Origin of the sequence: Bacillus sp. SN32 (assembly GCF_002837495.1) — a bacterium.
Lineage (GTDB): Bacteria > Bacillota > Bacilli > Bacillales > Bacillaceae > Bacillus > Bacillus subtilis.
On the sequence record NZ_PJCT01000001.1, the window covers coordinates 197,438 to 212,166 of the forward strand.

The following is a 14,729-nucleotide window of genomic DNA, read 5'->3' on the forward strand; positions in this document are numbered from 1 at the left end:
CCCTTTATCGAAGTCTCTGTTTATTATATGTTCTTGGCGGGCGATTGTGAGCGCGGAGACTGAATCTGTCTGATATGTTTGATTCTCGCATCACCGCGGATAAGCGAAGCTGAACCAGCATGTAAAACAGAAGAGGCGGAAACCCCTTGAATTTTGATGCTGCGAACATAAATAGCCGGCACCTCGTGGCAAAATGCGCTTTGTACACCTGTTTCGCGAATCGGCTTCACTGCCTGCTGCTGAAAGATTTGGTACTCCTTTTTGTTAAATGAGCCTTCATTATTGTAAAACGTGGACCGAGAACGCTGAACAGCAAATACTTTTACACTCATATCGATTTCATTTGTGTCGCCAACTTGAAACACACTTGCGATCCCGAGGGAATTAAACTTAACTAGTCTGATGCGTGATATGCGTTTAAGCATTATTCTGGCGCAATCGGAGCAAACGGCCCGATGATAAGAGATTCAGGCGGTGTATCAAAAATAGAAGACAGGTAGATGGATTCAGTGTCTCCGATGTGGAAAACGGAGGAACTGGACACACCGTTCATCCGGATGTCCCCGACTTCCAAGCTGCGGTTGATGACTGTAAAGATCATGCTTGCTCATCTCCTTTCATTTCTGATGGAATATGCTCCAGAAAGTGTTCTACAGCGCGGATGACATCACGCTTCACATGCTCAGCGATATGTTCTGCATATTGTGCAGGCGGTGTATTTTCTTCTTTTTTGATATGGGACATATAATAGTGAATCCGGCTGTCCATTTGTTTTCTGATGTCTTCAATAACATGATGTCTGTTTGTATCGTCAAGTCTGCTGTCATATTGGTTTTCAAGCTGTTCCAAAATATCTGGGATTTCCTCAGTTAAGTACATGTCGACATTCTGGCGGATCTGCTGCATGAGCTGAGCGCTCTCTTCCTGCTGCATCATCCCGATTTGCGGTGTCGACTGGCTGACTTCAAAGTTTTGGACGCTGTTCGGGTCAGTCGGATTTAAGCCGATATTCAAAGTCCCGTCGAGCCTTTCGATTTTCAGCTGATCAAATTTATACTCCACACGCTCAATGGTAGTGGCCGGCCGCTGTTTCATCGTATTCATTTCAGTTTGAATCTCTTTCAGCTGACGTTCGAGCTGCTGAATGTGAATTGCCTGCTGCTGAACGAAGGAATTCAAGTTTTGCAGGTAAGAGGAAACAGATTGATCATACATGTTCTTCACCTCTTTCATATGATTAACGGCCAGGAGGCTGGAGCGGGACCAATGAACCTGTGTCGGGCTCCTGCAGCTGGAGCGGTTGCCCTGAGCCAGAAACTTCTGGTGCCGGTTCTACATAACTCCCTGTATTATACAAATTTGACAGTGACTTGATTGATCCGGCGCTCCCGATTTGCAGAATGGAGGAGTTGCTGATTGATTCCAGCCGGAGATAGTTGATTTGAATGGTTTGATTAATATAGAAGTTCATGAGCCTCACTCCTTTTACGCATTGGCCACGATCGGCTGATCAACCGCATCATTGTCATACACATTCGTCGCGTTTTGATAATTCATCACCTTGAGGCTGTCGCCGGTATTAAAGCTGCCAGCACCGGCAAACGTTCTGACCTGAGCCTGAGGAGAAATCGTAATGCAGTCCCCGATGTGAACGACTCCGCTCGTACCAATCGCATTAATTTTAAACGCTCCGACAATGGCCGGCATACGAGCACATCCTTTGTTGAAAAATTAAAAAAAGACAGGTAAAGTGAAACGACAATTCTGATTTCAATTGGGCTATTCACGATAGCTTATGACAAACGCACATATGTGTGAGAGAAATTTAAAGGGGACATATCGGCTCTTTATGAAAGCGTTTTATTTTTTCGGGCCGTTATGTTTAAACATGGCAAAAGAGGATGTTGGTTATAAATTGAGCGGAAATGCGGCGAAGGATGCCGCTATCCGCCTATGGTGATTTTTGTTTATTTCTTTGGTGTTTTTGCGTGTAGAATGCTTTTTGGAGTATGTCGTGCTGCGGTATTCGATTTTTGGGCGGGCACATTCTCGCCCTGAGGTATATCCCAGAAGTGCTGAGCAAAAAGCGGAGTTACATGTGGTGTATTCTAATTGTTATAGAAAATGATTTACATACGGGAGTTTTCAAGATATCTCCCAAAAATCATTTCTTCTTTAATCCGGGTATTCAGCAGGATATCCAGCTCTTGGCTGCATTGAATCGTTTCTTTTGAATTCATGCCATATTTTTGTGCGGTTTCAATTAGTGTGATCCTCATTTCTTCAATTTTACTGTTCATTACGCTATCTCCAATTCTAGATTTTATTTTGATATAAATACAGGATATCGTTAGTATAACCTATTTTGGCTCAAAAGGTTGCCTTTCGTCAATTTGACTAAAAAAGCGACAATTTTTGCTGCGGCCTTTTTTAATGGAGAAAGGACTAAAGTCTTGCTAAGTGTGCTTGCAAAAAGTCCTGCCGTTCCTCAATTTCTCTAAGTATGTTTGTCTGCTCCTTTTCGATCTGAAAGGGGCTTTTTTTGATAAAAGGATCATCAGCAGCACTTTGACAAATGTCAAGGTGCCATTCGTTGATGAGAGGAGATAATCGTTCAATAGTAAACGACCGCTTCAGCACGTTTTTCATTAATGTGTGATATTGCGACCGGAAGGCGGGAATGGATAGAAGCCTTGACGAAAGCGTCTTTCCTTTTGTCAGAAGCGGGTCTTCGTCATACCATTCTTGTACGGCAAGCGATCTTGTCTCTATCGGGGAAACGTAAAGCCGGCCGGATTCGTTTAAACAAAATGTGTAGTAAAAGCCTTGATTGGTGCAGGCGTTGCCGATCAGCCACAAAAAAAACAGCTTGACATCCAGATACAATTTAATCCTTTCAGCCAATTCGTCATCTCCGGCTGTGCGGATCAGTTTGAAAAATTCATGTAAGAATGCCGAGGAATCATTGTTAAAAAGGGACAACGGAACCCTTGGATCGGCCGTCTTCACTCCGTAACTCGTTTTACTGGCTGGCTGATGGTTCTTGATATTCAAATAAATGCCTTCAGGCTGGCCATTGATGGTCAGAAAGCTGTACGAGGCAGCGGGAGCAGGTACGCCGATCTGGTCAAAAAAACAATAGGCGAGTCTGCGCCGCATCAGGGACTGATCATCCTGTTCTGCATTCAAAAAAAGTGTCCTTTCACCAAGCAGAGACTTTTCCCAGCTGATTTCATAGGATGCCTTTTCCGCTCTGTCACGCTGTGTGAGAAGAATGGGAGAAACAGATCGATCTGTTACGAAAAGCCCCTTGGCAGTACCTTTACTTTTCAGCTGCTCCCGATGAAAAAATAAATGCACGCGCTCCATATTCTTTCCTCCTTCTCAAAACGACATTTGTATGATATGTAGAGCAAGCCCGTCCTGAAACGAAATGAAAACGGAAATGAGAAAAAGGGATTTCAGCATTCGACAGAGAATACATGAAGGAGCATTCTGATTTAAAAGATGATGGAGGAATAACATGAAATTTGCGACAGGGGAACTTTACAACCGAATGTTTGTCGGCCTGATCATTGATGATGAGAAAATTATGGATTTGCAAAAGGCTGAAAAAAAACTGTTTGAACTTGAGACGATTCCGGGATCGCTGATTGAATGTATCGCAGAAGGGGATAAATTCGTTGCGCATGCAAGGCAGCTGGCCGAGTGGGCAAAGAAACCGAATGATGAGCTGGGATCATTTATGTATTCATTATCTGAGGTGAAGCTCCATGCACCCATTCCGAAGCCATCAAAAAATATCATCTGCATCGGCAAAAACTACCGGGATCACGCGATTGAAATGGGGAGCGAGGCTGATATTCCGGAGCATCCGATGGTATTTACAAAATCGCCGGTAACGGTTACGGGGCATGGTGATATCGTAAAGAGCCATGAAGAGGTTACCTCTCAGCTTGATTATGAGGGAGAACTTGCTGTCGTGATCGGAAAAAGCGGGACCCGCATTTCAAAAGAAGATGCATATGACCATGTTTTCGGATATACGATTGTGAATGATATCACGGCGCGTGATCTGCAAAAAAGGCATAAGCAGTTTTTTATTGGAAAAAGCTTGGATACGACATGTCCGATGGGGCCCGTGCTTGTACATAAATCATCGATTCAGGAGCCAGAGCGCCTCAAGGTTGAAACAAGAGTCAACGGCGAGCTGCGCCAATCCGGTTCAGCAAGCGATATGATCTTTTCCATTCCGGAATTAATTGAAACCCTCTCAAAGGGGATGACGCTTGAAGCGGGCGACATCATTGCCACCGGTACCCCGTCTGGTGTCGGTAAGGGGTTTACGCCTCCAAAATTCTTGCGGTCAGGTGACAAAATTGATATTACAATTGACCCGATCGGAACGCTGTCAAACCAAATTGGCTGAATAAAACTGGAGGGCGGTCCCGGACCCGCCCGTTTTTTCTGATAATCATCTTTGTGGCAGAGGACAAGTTCATGGTACTATAAGTGGGGTAATTTATCTGATAGGGGGAACATATATGACACACCTACATATTACGACATGGGTGGTAGCGCTGATTCTGCTTTTCGTCAGCTACTCGCTGTATTCGTCAGGAAGTGCAAAGGGCGCAAAAATCACTCATATGATTCTGCGGTTATTCTATATCCTTATTATTTTGACAGGAGCTGAGCTGTTTGTCCGTTTCGCCAACTGGAACGGAGAATACGCCGGCAAAATGATTCTGGGCATTATCACCATCGGCCTGATGGAAATGCTCCTCATCCGCAAGAAAAAAGAAAAATCAACAGGAGGCCTGTGGATCGGCTTCGTCGTTGTCCTTTTGCTGACAGTGCTGCTCGGTCTGCATTTGCCAATCGGTTTTCAATTGTTTTAATAGAAAAACCTATGAACCCGGCTCTTTGATAGAGTTGGGTTTTTTTATATTTATCCCCTTATATTCCAAATCATTTAAAATAACCTTAAAATTCCCTGTAAGCGGTATCTCGTCCTATGAAATTATGATACCTTCAAGGAGATTCATTATTTTGCAGGAGGGATAACATGAAATGCAGAAAATTCAGCTCGTTTGTGGCGGCAGTGCTTATTTTTGCACTGATTTTCAGCCTTTTTTCTCCGGGAACCAAAGCTGCAGCGGCCGGCGCGATCGATCAGGCGGCTGCTCTGGAAAACGGCAAAGAGCAGACAGGCGCCATGAAGGAGCCGGAACAGGTGAAATGGTACAAAGTGACCCCGGGAGCAACGGATATTCAGAAACACTCACATATGGCACTGACCGTAAAGAGTGATTCAGTACTGAATGTATCTGTATATCCAAGTAAGGAAAAAGCGCTTAAAGATGAAACGTTTGAGATGTACCGTTCTTTCACAGCGGAGGATGGAAAAAGCGAAGTCATTTTTCCATACGCGTGGAGCGGCCCTTACTATGTAAAAGTTGAATACCTCGGAGAAGAAGAGCCAGAGGACGGCGGAACGGCAGAAGCAGCTGCAGAAGCCAAGTATACGATTGGGTATAAAGGCACCAAAAAACAGCCGTCAGATTTAGAAGAGGAAGAAGCTTGTCCGGTTGAAATGAGTGTCGATCAGAAGAAATCAGGAAAAGGCATCCTAGATAAGTTGAGAGCGATTCGTGATGAGCAGCTGAGCCAAACAGCAGAAGGCAAAGAACTGACAAGCCTTTATTACAAAGCAGCACCGTTTATCGTTGCAAAGCTCGCACTCAATAAAACAGCAAGAAATGAAATCTATCAGGATCTTGTGACATTAAAGCCGTTATTTGACGATGTGTCAGAAAACGGAGCATCATCTTCGTATAAGATCACTGAAAAGGATCAAAAAGCGATCAACCGGCTATATGATAAAGCTTTACAATCAGTCCCGTCATTCCTTAAAGAGGAGATAAAGAAACAAGCGGACCGACTAAATATGAAGCAGCTGCAAGGCAAAACAGCCGGAGCCATTTTAACAGAAAACAATATTGCAGCAAAAAGTGAAGTTCAGACAACAAAGGTTATTTTCAAGGTGAAGGACAATAAAAGCCTCTCATCCGTACATAATGAAATGAAGGGCTTTTCTGCAAGCGCGCAATCGAAAAAAGACATATCTAATGTGAAAAAGGCAAAGAAACTGTTTGACAATCTGTATTCATTTGAACTTCCGAAAGATGAGAAACAGAACGGCGCATATACGGCAAGCGCCAAAAGGGTCAAAAGCGCTGCTGCGACACTATCCAAGATGTCCAATGTAGAGTTTGCGGAACCCGTGCAGGAATACAAAAGCCTGGCAAACGATATTCAGTACCCTTATCAATGGCCGCTTAAAAACAACGGTGAAAACGGCGGTGTCAAAAACGCGGATGTGAAATATGAGCCTGCCAACACATTGCTGTCCAAACGCAAGCTTAACGATACACTCATTGCAGTAGTAGACACAGGCGTAGACAGCACGCTTGCTGATTTAAAAGGAAAAGTAAGAACAGATCTCGGACACAATTTTGTCGGACGAAATAACAATGCAATGGATGATCAGGGGCATGGGACGCATGTCGCAGGCATTATTGCGGCCCAAAGCGATAACGGCTATTCAATGACCGGATTGAATGCCAAAGCAAAAATCATCCCTGTAAAAGTGCTTGATTCCGCAGGTTCCGGAGATACTGAACAAATTGCTCTCGGCATCAAATATGCTGCTGACAAAGGAGCAAAGGTGATTAATTTAAGTTTAGGCGGAGGCTACAGCCGCGTGCTTGAATTTGCTTTGAAGTACGCGGCTGACAAAAATGTGTTGATTGCCGCAGCCAGCGGGAATGATGGAGAAAATACCTTATCTTATCCTGCATCTTCTAAATATGTGATGTCAGTCGGCGCAACGAACCGCATGGATATGACCGCTGATTTCTCTAACTATGGAAAAGGTCTGGACATCTCTGCTCCAGGGTCTGATATCCCGAGCTTAGTGCCGAACGGAAATGTCACGTACATGAGCGGAACGTCTATGGCGACGCCGTATGCTGCCGCTGCTGCAGGATTGCTGTTTGCTCAAAATCCTAAGCTGAAAAGAACAGAAGTTGAGGATATGTTGAAAAAGACGGCAGATGATATTTCCTTTGAAAGTGTCGATGGCGGAGAAGAAGAGTTGTATGACGATTATGGCGATCCGATTGAAATTCCGAAGACACCTGGTGTAGACTGGCATTCAGGCTACGGGCGGCTGAATGTCATGAAGGCTGTCAGCGCAGCTGATTTACAGCTTAAGGTCAACAAGCTGGAAAGCACTCAAACAGCTGTCAGAGGGAACGCGAAGGAAGGCACACTTATCGAGGTGATGAACGGCAAAAAGAAACTCGGCAGCGCCAAAGCCGGAAAAGACAATGCGTTCAAGGTTAATATCGCGACTCAAAAACAGGATCAAGTACTGTATGTGAAAGCAACAAAAGGCGATGCGAAAACATCGTATAAAGTTGTCGTCGTCAAAGGAAAACCTTCCGGCACACCGAAAGTAAACGCGGTGAAAACGAAGGATACGGCAGTAAAAGGGAAGGCAAACAGCAAAGCGATGATCAGAGTGAAAAACAAATCAAAGAAGGTCATTGCTTCTGCCAAAGCTGACGCAAAAGGAACGTTTTCGGTGAAAATCAAAAAACAAAAAGCCGGAACGGTGCTGTACGTCACGGCTGCGGATACAGATAAAAAAGAAAGCAAGGAAGCAAAAGTTGTTGTTGAAAAGTAACCAAAAAGCGGTGCTCGATGCACCGCTTTTTTATTTGCGCCCCCGTTGGACTGCTGAATACATAATGGATCGCTTTCCGTTTGAAGCCGTCCATTCAAAACGGTCTCCTGTCCCTTCGCTGCTGTAGTGATGCTGCATCGCGCATTGTGCGGTGTCATTTGAAAAGTGATAAAAGGACACACCCTGCCCCGCCGAAGTATTCGAAAAGACTCCTTTATTATAAGAAAAGACGCAATCGAATACCGATAAGCCGAAGCTGTGCAAGTGCTGCAGAAACGCGATAAAGGTTTCGTCGTCAAGAGAATCCAAAAGCGCCATGAGCGGCCGCTTGACTGATTTCTCATAGCGGATGCGTTCTCCGCCGGAAAGGGAGATGTTTTCTGCACCGCATGCCAAAACCAACTTGTCCTGAAAGCCGGCTTGCTCCCACTTTCCTTTATGATGGATCCAGATTGGGCTGTGTTGGAGACTGTCCGCCAGCAGTATATCACCTTCTCCGTTTTCGATTAAACAGATGCCGTCTTCGATGAGGATGGTGCCGTATTCCCATTTTCGTTCCCCTGTATATATCAATTGTTTCCGTTTCATCCATGCTGTCTCCTTTTTCTTCATTCCTCTCTTTTCTTTCCAATTCAAGCCTGTCCCATACAACTCTTTTATGGACAAATCAACTATCTGCCTATAGATGCATAAACTTACTAAGGTGCTGAAAGAAACGAAATTGTTACGAAAGAAACGGGATTGGAGCTGATGTCACATGTGTGGAATTACGGGTTGGGTCGATTTTAAAAAGCAGCTCGTCCAGGAAAAACAAACGATGGACAGAATGACAGACACTCTTTCCAAACGAGGGCCTGATGATTCAAACGTTTGGGGGGAGCACCATGTTTTATTCGGACATAAAAGACTTGCGGTTGTTGATATTGAAGGAGGACGCCAGCCGATGGCGTGTACCTATAAAGGGGATACGTACACCATTATTTACAATGGCGAGCTTTATAACACGGAAGATTTGCGCAAAGAATTGCGGGCGCGGGGCCATCAATTCGAGCGTACGTCAGATACCGAGGTGCTTCTGCACAGCTACATCGAATGGCAGGAAGACTGTGTCGACCATCTCAATGGCATATTCGCTTTCGCTGTGTGGGATGAAAAGCGTAATCTGCTGTTTGCCGCGAGAGACCGTCTCGGCGTAAAGCCGTTTTTTTACACGAAGGAAGGCTCTTCATTTCTCTTCGGGTCGGAAATCAAAGCAATCCTCGCGCACCCTGATATAAAAGCGCGAGTGGACAGAACGGGACTTTCTGAAATTTTCGGTCTTGGACCGTCCAGAACCCCGGGCACTGGCATATTTAAAGGCATAAAAGAAATCCGCCCGGCTCACGCGCTGACATTTTCCAAAGACGGACTTAATATTTGGCGTTATTGGAATGTTGAAAGCGAAAAACATACGGACAGTTTTGATGACACGGTTGCCAATGTCAGATCGTTATTTCAGGACGCGGTGACGCGGCAGCTTGTGTCGGATGTGCCGGTTTGCACATTCCTATCAGGCGGTCTGGACTCAAGCGCAATTACAGCGATTGCGGCGGGCCATTTTGAAAAGGAAGGAAAAGCACCGCTTCATACTTATTCGATTGATTACGAAGAGAACGATAAATTTTTTCAAGCAAGCGCTTTTCAGCCGAATGATGACGGACCATGGATTGAAAAAATGACAGAGGCTTTCGGCACAACGCACCACAAATGCGTCATCAGCCAAAAAGATCTCGTTGATCATTTGGAGGAAGCTGTACTGGTCAAAGACTTGCCGGGAATGGCGGATGTCGACTCATCCCTGCTGTGGTTTTGCCGGGAAATCAAAAAGGACTTTGTCGTCAGCCTATCGGGAGAGTGCGCGGATGAGATTTTCGGCGGGTACCCGTGGTTCCATACGGCAGATGTTGAGTCTGGCTTTCCATGGATGAGATCAACGGAGGAGCGGATCAAGCTGCTTTCTGACTCATGGCAGAAAAAATTGAATCTGAAAGAATACGTAAATGCCAAATATGAAGAAACCTTGGCAGAAACGCCATTATTAGATGGTGAAATGGGTGTGGATAAAGCAAGAAGACAGCTGTTCTATTTAAATATGCTTTGGTTTATGACGAACCTTTTGGATCGGAAGGATCGCATGAGCATGGGGGCGAGCCTGGAAGTGCGGGTGCCGTTCGCCGATCACCGGCTTGTGGAATATGTTTGGAATATTCCGTGGGAAATGAAAATGCATGATAATCGGGAAAAAGGCATTTTACGCAAAGCGCTTGAGGGCATTTTGCCTGATGACATTCTGTATCGCAAAAAAAGCCCGTATCCGAAAACACACCATCCGGAATATACAAAAGGCGTCAGCGAATGGCTGAAAACGATCAGAAGCCAAAAGGACTCCGTGCTCCATACCTTGCTGGACAGAAAACAATTAGATCAGCTTTTAGAAACGGAAGGCTCCTCCTTCAAGGTGCCGTGGTTCGGGCAGCTCATGAAGGGGCCTCAGCTGATCGCCCATCTTGCTCAAATTCATACATGGTTTGAAGCGTATCGCATTGATATTGATGAAGGATAAAGAAAAAGCCGATTCTGCTCAAAGGAATCGGCTTTTTCTTCATATACAATTGCGAGAAAACATAATAGACTTGAAGAAGCAGTGATACATAGGAGTGAAAAGAAATGAAAGAGATAATAGAAGCCTATCAGCAATGCGGCCAGATCGTCAGCGCCCGCGAACCAGCCTGTTACAAAGCATTTTCGTTTCTTCCGCTGAAGCAAAGGCAGGCAGCTAGGGCGGTTATGGCGTTTTGCCATACGGCAGCCAATGCGGATGAGAAGGCGTTATCTGCCATTAAAGCTGAGGCGGAAGATGTTTTTTCCGGTACGTATAACGGGAATCATTTTTTGTGGAAGGCTTTCGGCCATGCCTACCAGACATTTACACTGGACAGCGAGCCATTCCGTGAGTTCATTGCCGCACAGAAAGCGGAAGATAAACCGTTTGGAAACCTTGATGAATTGCTCATGCACGCATACCAGACAGGCGGGGCAGCCGGATTGATGCTTCTCCCGATTATGGCGCGCCGGCATCAGAAACAGCTGACACATGCAGCCGGTTCTCTCGGTTTAGCGATTCAGCTGATTCGGATTCTGAGAGATATCGGCACTGGCCAACAGCAAAAAAGCCGTATCCCTCGGGAAGTGATGCAGCAATTTGGATATACAGAGGACGACCTTCAAAAAGGCGTCGTGAATAAGGCGTTCACAATGACGTGGGAGTATATCGCTTTTGAAGCAGAAGCCTACCTTGAAGAGTGTCAGGATGCCTTGCCGCTATTTCCGCAGTATTCTCAAAAAACGGTGAAAGCCGCTCTTCATATGTACCGGGCTGTTTTAGAAAAAATCCGGGCGGAGCAGCACGATGTATTTCAACATCACTTCGCTCTCACAGAGACCGAAGTGAAGCAGATTCTCTCTGATATCTAAAAAACCCGGCCTTGATTGAGCCGGGTGTTACGCCATACCTTTTTGAATCCAGATACGTGAGCGCCATCTTCTGTACATTAAGATTCCCCGGACCCATTCATCCGCGATAAAAGAAATCCAAATGCCGGCAAGACCGAAACCGAGGTGGATGCCAAAAAGATAAGCAAGCGGGAGGCCGATGCCCCACATTGAAATCATTGCCATGTAAACCGGGAATTTCGCATCCCCCGCGGCCCGCAGAGAGTTAATGATAATGACATTAAACGAGCGGCCTGGTTCAAGGATAATGGTCATGGCAATCAATAGGCTTGCAGTTGCTATAATGTCAGGGCTTTGTGTGAAGAGTCCGATCAGGTCTTTTGAAAAGATCGTCATCAAAACAGAGGTAGCCGCAGCAATTCCGAGTGCCCAATATAAGCTCTTCATGCAGCGCTCATAAGCGGCATCAAATTGTTTGCCGCCGATATAACGGCCGATTAAGATTTGTGTACCCTGGCTGATCGCAGTGCCGAACAGCAAAATAAACATCGTAATATTTTGCGTATACACTTTTGTTGTCAACGCCTGTGCGCCCATGATGGCGATAAAAGACGTGACAATCATTTGCGAAAGGTTGTATGAAAGCTGCTCTCCCGCAGAAGGAATGCCGATTTTCAGCAGCTTGCGCAAATGTTCTTTATGCATATGAAAGACTTTTTTCAGCGACATCTTCAGCTGAATGCGTTTGTTGACAATCACAATCATCGCGATTAATCCGATGACGCGGGCGATAGATGTGGACATGGCCACACCGGCAACGCCGAGAACAGGAAAGCCGAACAAACCAAAAATCACAACAAAGTTTCCGGCAATGTTTAAAATGTTCATGCCGATAGTGACAAACATTGTATCTTTTGTGTAGCCGTAGCTTTTTAAGATCGCGCTGAATGTCATGATTAAAGCCTGAATAAAGGACAGACCTCCGACAACTTGTAAAAAGACTTTCGCATCAGGCATCAGTGCGTTTGATAATCCCATCATATGAAGCAGAGGGACAGCCGCGAAAAAGACGACGGCGCTGATGGCCAGGCTGATGAAGAAGTTGGCGCCGATTGACACATAAGCGACTTCCATGGCTTCTTTCTTTTGCCGTGAGCCTAGAAATTGCGAAATGATAACGGTCGTTCCTGTTGCGATAAAGCTGAACATCACGATAATTAAATTTAAAATCTGGTTGCTGACGCCGACTGCTGCCACGCTGTTATCCGAGTATTGGCTGAGCATCAGTGTATCGGCATTACCCATAAACATATATAATGAGACCTCAATGAAGATCGGCCAAGTAAGCGAAAATAATGAGAACGTTTTGTCAGCGGGTTTTTTCAAAGCAGTTGATTTGAAGACAGCTTGTTTCATAGTGTCTAACCCCTTTCGTAAATAAAATCAACGTTTTAAAGTGTACCTCCATTTCCTTATAATAAAAAGGGATAGAAACGATACTTCTTGTAAAAATCCGACTTAAAAAGGAGGATGATTCAAATGCCTCGCATCCTGTTTACAGTCCCGCCTTTTCCGGTATTTATCGCAGCTGGGGAAGGGGTTTTTAAGAAAGGAGAAACCCATGTGAAACGTGTATTCTCCGTGTTTGATCTGATATATGTCAAACAGGGAACGTTATATATAACGGAAAATGAAACATCGTTTTCTGTTGAAGGCGGCGAGTACATCTTGCTTTCTCCCGGTCTTGAACACTACGGGACGAAGGGCAGTGATGAAGCAACCTCCTACTATTGGCTTCACTTCGATGAACATCGATATGAATTTACGGCAAAGGGAGGCAGCAACTGGTCTGAGCTTCAGCAGGAAAAAGGGAGCTTCGAAGAGCCGGCCCGCTACGGATTGGCCTTGCCGAGAAAAGGCAAGGTGCAGCGCCCGCAGTTTATGGCGCAGCAGTTTGAAAAGCTGATCGATTACTCCGCGGAAAACTCTGATTTGCCGCTCAGAAAGCAAATCTTATTTGAGGAACTGATGCTGCATCTTCAAAAAGAAGCGTTCCAAATACCGTCTGCGAAAGAGCGGGTTGCCTGGGAGGCGGCCCGGTACTTACAGGAGCACTATAAGGAAAAGACGACAATCAAGGATCTGTCGCTCGCCCTTCACTATCATCAGGATTATGTGAGCCGCTGCATGCAGCAGGTGCTCGGCGTAACTCCGGCACAATACACGAACCGGGTGAGAATGACGGAAGCGAAGCGTCTTTTATCCTCTACAAATGATAAAATGGGCGTTATTGCGGAAACGGTCGGAATGGAAGATCCGACATACTTTTCAAAACTCTTTAAGCAGATAGAGGGCATTTCACCAATTGAATACCGGAAAATTGTCAGCCGGAAAGTTCAATAACCAGACGAGGGATGAACATGAAAACAACAATTTACGATGTGGCAAAGGCGGCGGGTGTCTCGATCACAACTGTGTCGCGTGTGATTAACAATACGGGGAGAATCAGCGGCAAAACACGGCAGAAGGTCATGAATGTCATGAATGAAATGGCATACACGCCCAATGTCCACGCCGCGGCGTTAACGGGAAAACGAACGAATATGATCGCTCTCGTGGCGCCTGATATTTCAAATCCGTTTTACGGCGAACTGGCTAAAAGCATTGAGGAAAGAGGGGATGAACTTGGTTTTCAAATCTTGATTTGCAGCACAGATTACGATCCGAAAAAAGAAACAAAGTATTTTTCTGTGCTGAAGCAGAAAAAGGTGGATGGCATTATTTTTGCAACAGGGATTGAAAGCCATGACAGTATGTCTGCTTTGGGGGAAATCGCCAGTGAACAAATTCCGATTGCCATGATTTCTCAGGATAAGCCGCTTCTTCCGATGGATATTGTTGTGATAGATGACGTTCGTGGCGGATATGTGGCTGCCAAGCATCTTCTGTCACTCGGCCACACGAACATCGCCTGCATTATCGGAGACGGGTCAACGACAGGCGAAAAAAATAGAATCAAAGGCTTCCGTCAGGCGATGGAGGAAGCGGGCGTGCCCATTGATGAATCACTTATCATCCAGACGCGGTTTTCCTTGGAAAGCGGCAAGGAAGAAGCGGGAAAATTGCTCGACAGGAACGCTCCGACTGCTATTTTTGCCTTCAACGACGTATTGGCCTGTGCCGCCATACAAGCTGCGAGAATAAGAGGCATAAAAGTGCCGGATGATCTTTCTATCATTGGTTTTGATAATACGATACTCGCAGAAATGGCGGCTCCGCCCCTGACAACCGTAGCCCAGCCGATAAAAGAGATGGGGCGGAGCGTCATCGAACTGCTGGCAGAAGCAATAGAGGGAAAACGAAAGGCGAAACAAAAAATAGTGCTCCCGCCTGAACTTGTAGTCAGACATTCTACATCACCGCTCAACACATGAGCCCGCTAATGAGCGGGTTTTTTCATTATGACAGTTGAAGCCAAAAAACA

15 protein-coding genes and 1 pseudogene are annotated in these 14,729 nt (G+C 45.5%); 7 read left to right on the forward strand and 9 right to left on the reverse strand.

The window, feature by feature from the left end:
- Nucleotides 1–23 precede the first annotated feature (23 nt).
- The 7 genes from CW370_RS01080 to CW370_RS01110 form a co-directional block, all read right to left on the reverse strand.
- Complete coding sequence (locus CW370_RS01080) at nt 24–425, reverse strand: spore germination protein GerPE (RefSeq protein WP_032679918.1); 402 nt, start codon at nt 423–425, stop codon at nt 24–26.
- Nucleotides 425–601, reverse strand: coding sequence for a spore germination protein GerPD (gene gerPD, locus CW370_RS01085; protein WP_014476380.1), 177 nt, complete (start codon nt 599–601; stop codon nt 425–427). The genes CW370_RS01080 and gerPD overlap by 1 nt, the downstream gene beginning before the upstream one ends.
- Nucleotides 598–1,215, reverse strand: a complete 618-nt coding sequence (locus CW370_RS01090) for a spore germination protein GerPC (RefSeq protein WP_014476381.1) — start codon at nt 1,213–1,215, stop codon at nt 598–600. Before CW370_RS01090 ends, gerPD begins: the two co-directional genes overlap by 4 nt.
- A 22-nt stretch (nt 1,216–1,237) precedes the next feature.
- On the reverse strand, nt 1,238–1,471 hold the full coding sequence (gene gerPB, locus CW370_RS01095; protein WP_003233090.1) for a spore germination protein GerPB: 234 nt from the start codon (nt 1,469–1,471) through the stop codon (nt 1,238–1,240).
- A gap of 14 nt (nt 1,472–1,485) precedes the next feature.
- On the reverse strand, nt 1,486–1,707 hold the full coding sequence (locus CW370_RS01100) for a spore germination protein (protein ID WP_003233088.1): 222 nt from the start codon (nt 1,705–1,707) through the stop codon (nt 1,486–1,488).
- A gap of 422 nt (nt 1,708–2,129) precedes the next feature.
- Nucleotides 2,130–2,300, reverse strand: coding sequence for an aspartyl-phosphate phosphatase YisI (yisI, locus tag CW370_RS01105; protein ID WP_003233086.1), 171 nt, complete (start codon nt 2,298–2,300; stop codon nt 2,130–2,132).
- Between the two features lie 145 nt (nt 2,301–2,445).
- A complete protein-coding gene (locus CW370_RS01110; RefSeq protein ID WP_024573536.1) occupies nt 2,446–3,369 on the reverse strand; it encodes a CotH kinase family protein in 924 nt (307 codons plus the stop codon).
- Nucleotides 3,370–3,523: 154 nt separating this feature from the next.
- On the opposite strand from CW370_RS01110, the gene CW370_RS01115 reads away from it, so the two are divergent.
- From CW370_RS01115 to wprA, 3 genes are all read left to right on the forward strand, one after another.
- Nucleotides 3,524–4,429: a fumarylacetoacetate hydrolase family protein gene (locus CW370_RS01115; protein WP_003245441.1), complete on the forward strand. Its 906-nt coding sequence runs from the start codon at nt 3,524–3,526 to the stop codon at nt 4,427–4,429.
- Between the two features lie 115 nt (nt 4,430–4,544).
- Nucleotides 4,545–4,901 (forward strand): YisL family protein, encoded by a 357-nt coding sequence (locus tag CW370_RS01120; protein WP_024573535.1) that lies wholly within the window; start codon nt 4,545–4,547, stop codon nt 4,899–4,901.
- A gap of 167 nt (nt 4,902–5,068) precedes the next feature.
- The gene (wprA, locus tag CW370_RS01125; protein WP_101169447.1) at nt 5,069–7,753 is read left to right on the forward strand and encodes a cell wall-associated protease WprA; all 2,685 of its coding nucleotides are present in this window, start codon (nt 5,069–5,071) and stop codon (nt 7,751–7,753) included.
- Nucleotides 7,754–7,783: 30 nt separating this feature from the next.
- On the opposite strand, the gene CW370_RS01130 is transcribed toward wprA, so the two are convergent.
- Nucleotides 7,784–8,365, reverse strand: a complete 582-nt coding sequence (locus CW370_RS01130; protein WP_101169575.1) for a DUF2777 domain-containing protein — start codon at nt 8,363–8,365, stop codon at nt 7,784–7,786.
- A gap of 145 nt (nt 8,366–8,510) precedes the next feature.
- Here CW370_RS01130 and asnB point away from each other — a divergent pair, with 145 nt between their 5' ends.
- A complete protein-coding gene (asnB, locus tag CW370_RS01135; protein WP_101169448.1) occupies nt 8,511–10,355 on the forward strand; it encodes an asparagine synthase (glutamine-hydrolyzing) in 1,845 nt (614 codons plus the stop codon).
- Nucleotides 10,356–10,436: 81 nt separating this feature from the next.
- A pseudogene (locus tag CW370_RS01140) lies at nt 10,437–11,266 on the forward strand (phytoene/squalene synthase family protein).
- Nucleotides 11,267–11,293: 27 nt separating this feature from the next.
- On the opposite strand, the gene CW370_RS01145 reads toward CW370_RS01140, so the two are convergent.
- The gene (locus CW370_RS01145; RefSeq protein ID WP_101169450.1) at nt 11,294–12,661 is read right to left on the reverse strand and encodes an MATE family efflux transporter; all 1,368 of its coding nucleotides are present in this window, start codon (nt 12,659–12,661) and stop codon (nt 11,294–11,296) included.
- Between the two features lie 123 nt (nt 12,662–12,784).
- Here CW370_RS01145 and CW370_RS01150 point away from each other — a divergent pair, with 123 nt between their 5' ends.
- Both CW370_RS01150 and degA read left to right on the forward strand, forming a co-directional pair.
- The gene (locus CW370_RS01150; RefSeq protein ID WP_003245539.1) at nt 12,785–13,648 is read left to right on the forward strand and encodes an AraC family transcriptional regulator; all 864 of its coding nucleotides are present in this window, start codon (nt 12,785–12,787) and stop codon (nt 13,646–13,648) included.
- Between the two features lie 17 nt (nt 13,649–13,665).
- Nucleotides 13,666–14,679: a transcriptional regulator DegA gene (degA, locus tag CW370_RS01155; protein ID WP_101169451.1), complete on the forward strand. Its 1,014-nt coding sequence runs from the start codon at nt 13,666–13,668 to the stop codon at nt 14,677–14,679.
- The last annotated feature ends 50 nt before the right edge of the window (nt 14,680–14,729 follow it).

Bases quoted from the DNA above. Each gene is read 5' to 3' on its own strand.
- CW370_RS01080 (WP_032679918.1), bottom strand. From the start codon at position 425: ATGCTTAAACGCATATCACGCATCAGACTAGTTAAGTTTAATTCCCTC.
- gerPD (WP_014476380.1), bottom strand. From the start codon at position 601: ATGATCTTTACAGTCATCAACCGCAGCTTGGAAGTCGGGGACATCCGG.
- CW370_RS01090 (WP_014476381.1), bottom strand. From the start codon at position 1,215: ATGTATGATCAATCTGTTTCCTCTTACCTGCAAAACTTGAATTCCTTC.
- gerPB (WP_003233090.1), bottom strand. From the start codon at position 1,471: ATGAACTTCTATATTAATCAAACCATTCAAATCAACTATCTCCGGCTG.
- CW370_RS01100 (WP_003233088.1), bottom strand. From the start codon at position 1,707: ATGCCGGCCATTGTCGGAGCGTTTAAAATTAATGCGATTGGTACGAGC.
- yisI (WP_003233086.1), bottom strand. From the start codon at position 2,300: ATGAACAGTAAAATTGAAGAAATGAGGATCACACTAATTGAAACCGCA.
- CW370_RS01110 (WP_024573536.1), bottom strand. From the start codon at position 3,369: ATGGAGCGCGTGCATTTATTTTTTCATCGGGAGCAGCTGAAAAGTAAA.
- CW370_RS01115 (WP_003245441.1), top strand. From the start codon at position 3,524: ATGAAATTTGCGACAGGGGAACTTTACAACCGAATGTTTGTCGGCCTG.
- CW370_RS01120 (WP_024573535.1), top strand. From the start codon at position 4,545: ATGACACACCTACATATTACGACATGGGTGGTAGCGCTGATTCTGCTT.
- wprA (WP_101169447.1), top strand. From the start codon at position 5,069: ATGAAATGCAGAAAATTCAGCTCGTTTGTGGCGGCAGTGCTTATTTTT.
- CW370_RS01130 (WP_101169575.1), bottom strand. From the start codon at position 8,365: ATGAAGAAAAAGGAGACAGCATGGATGAAACGGAAACAATTGATATAT.
- asnB (WP_101169448.1), top strand. From the start codon at position 8,511: ATGTGTGGAATTACGGGTTGGGTCGATTTTAAAAAGCAGCTCGTCCAG.
- CW370_RS01145 (WP_101169450.1), bottom strand. From the start codon at position 12,661: ATGAAACAAGCTGTCTTCAAATCAACTGCTTTGAAAAAACCCGCTGAC.
- CW370_RS01150 (WP_003245539.1), top strand. From the start codon at position 12,785: ATGCCTCGCATCCTGTTTACAGTCCCGCCTTTTCCGGTATTTATCGCA.
- degA (WP_101169451.1), top strand. From the start codon at position 13,666: ATGAAAACAACAATTTACGATGTGGCAAAGGCGGCGGGTGTCTCGATC.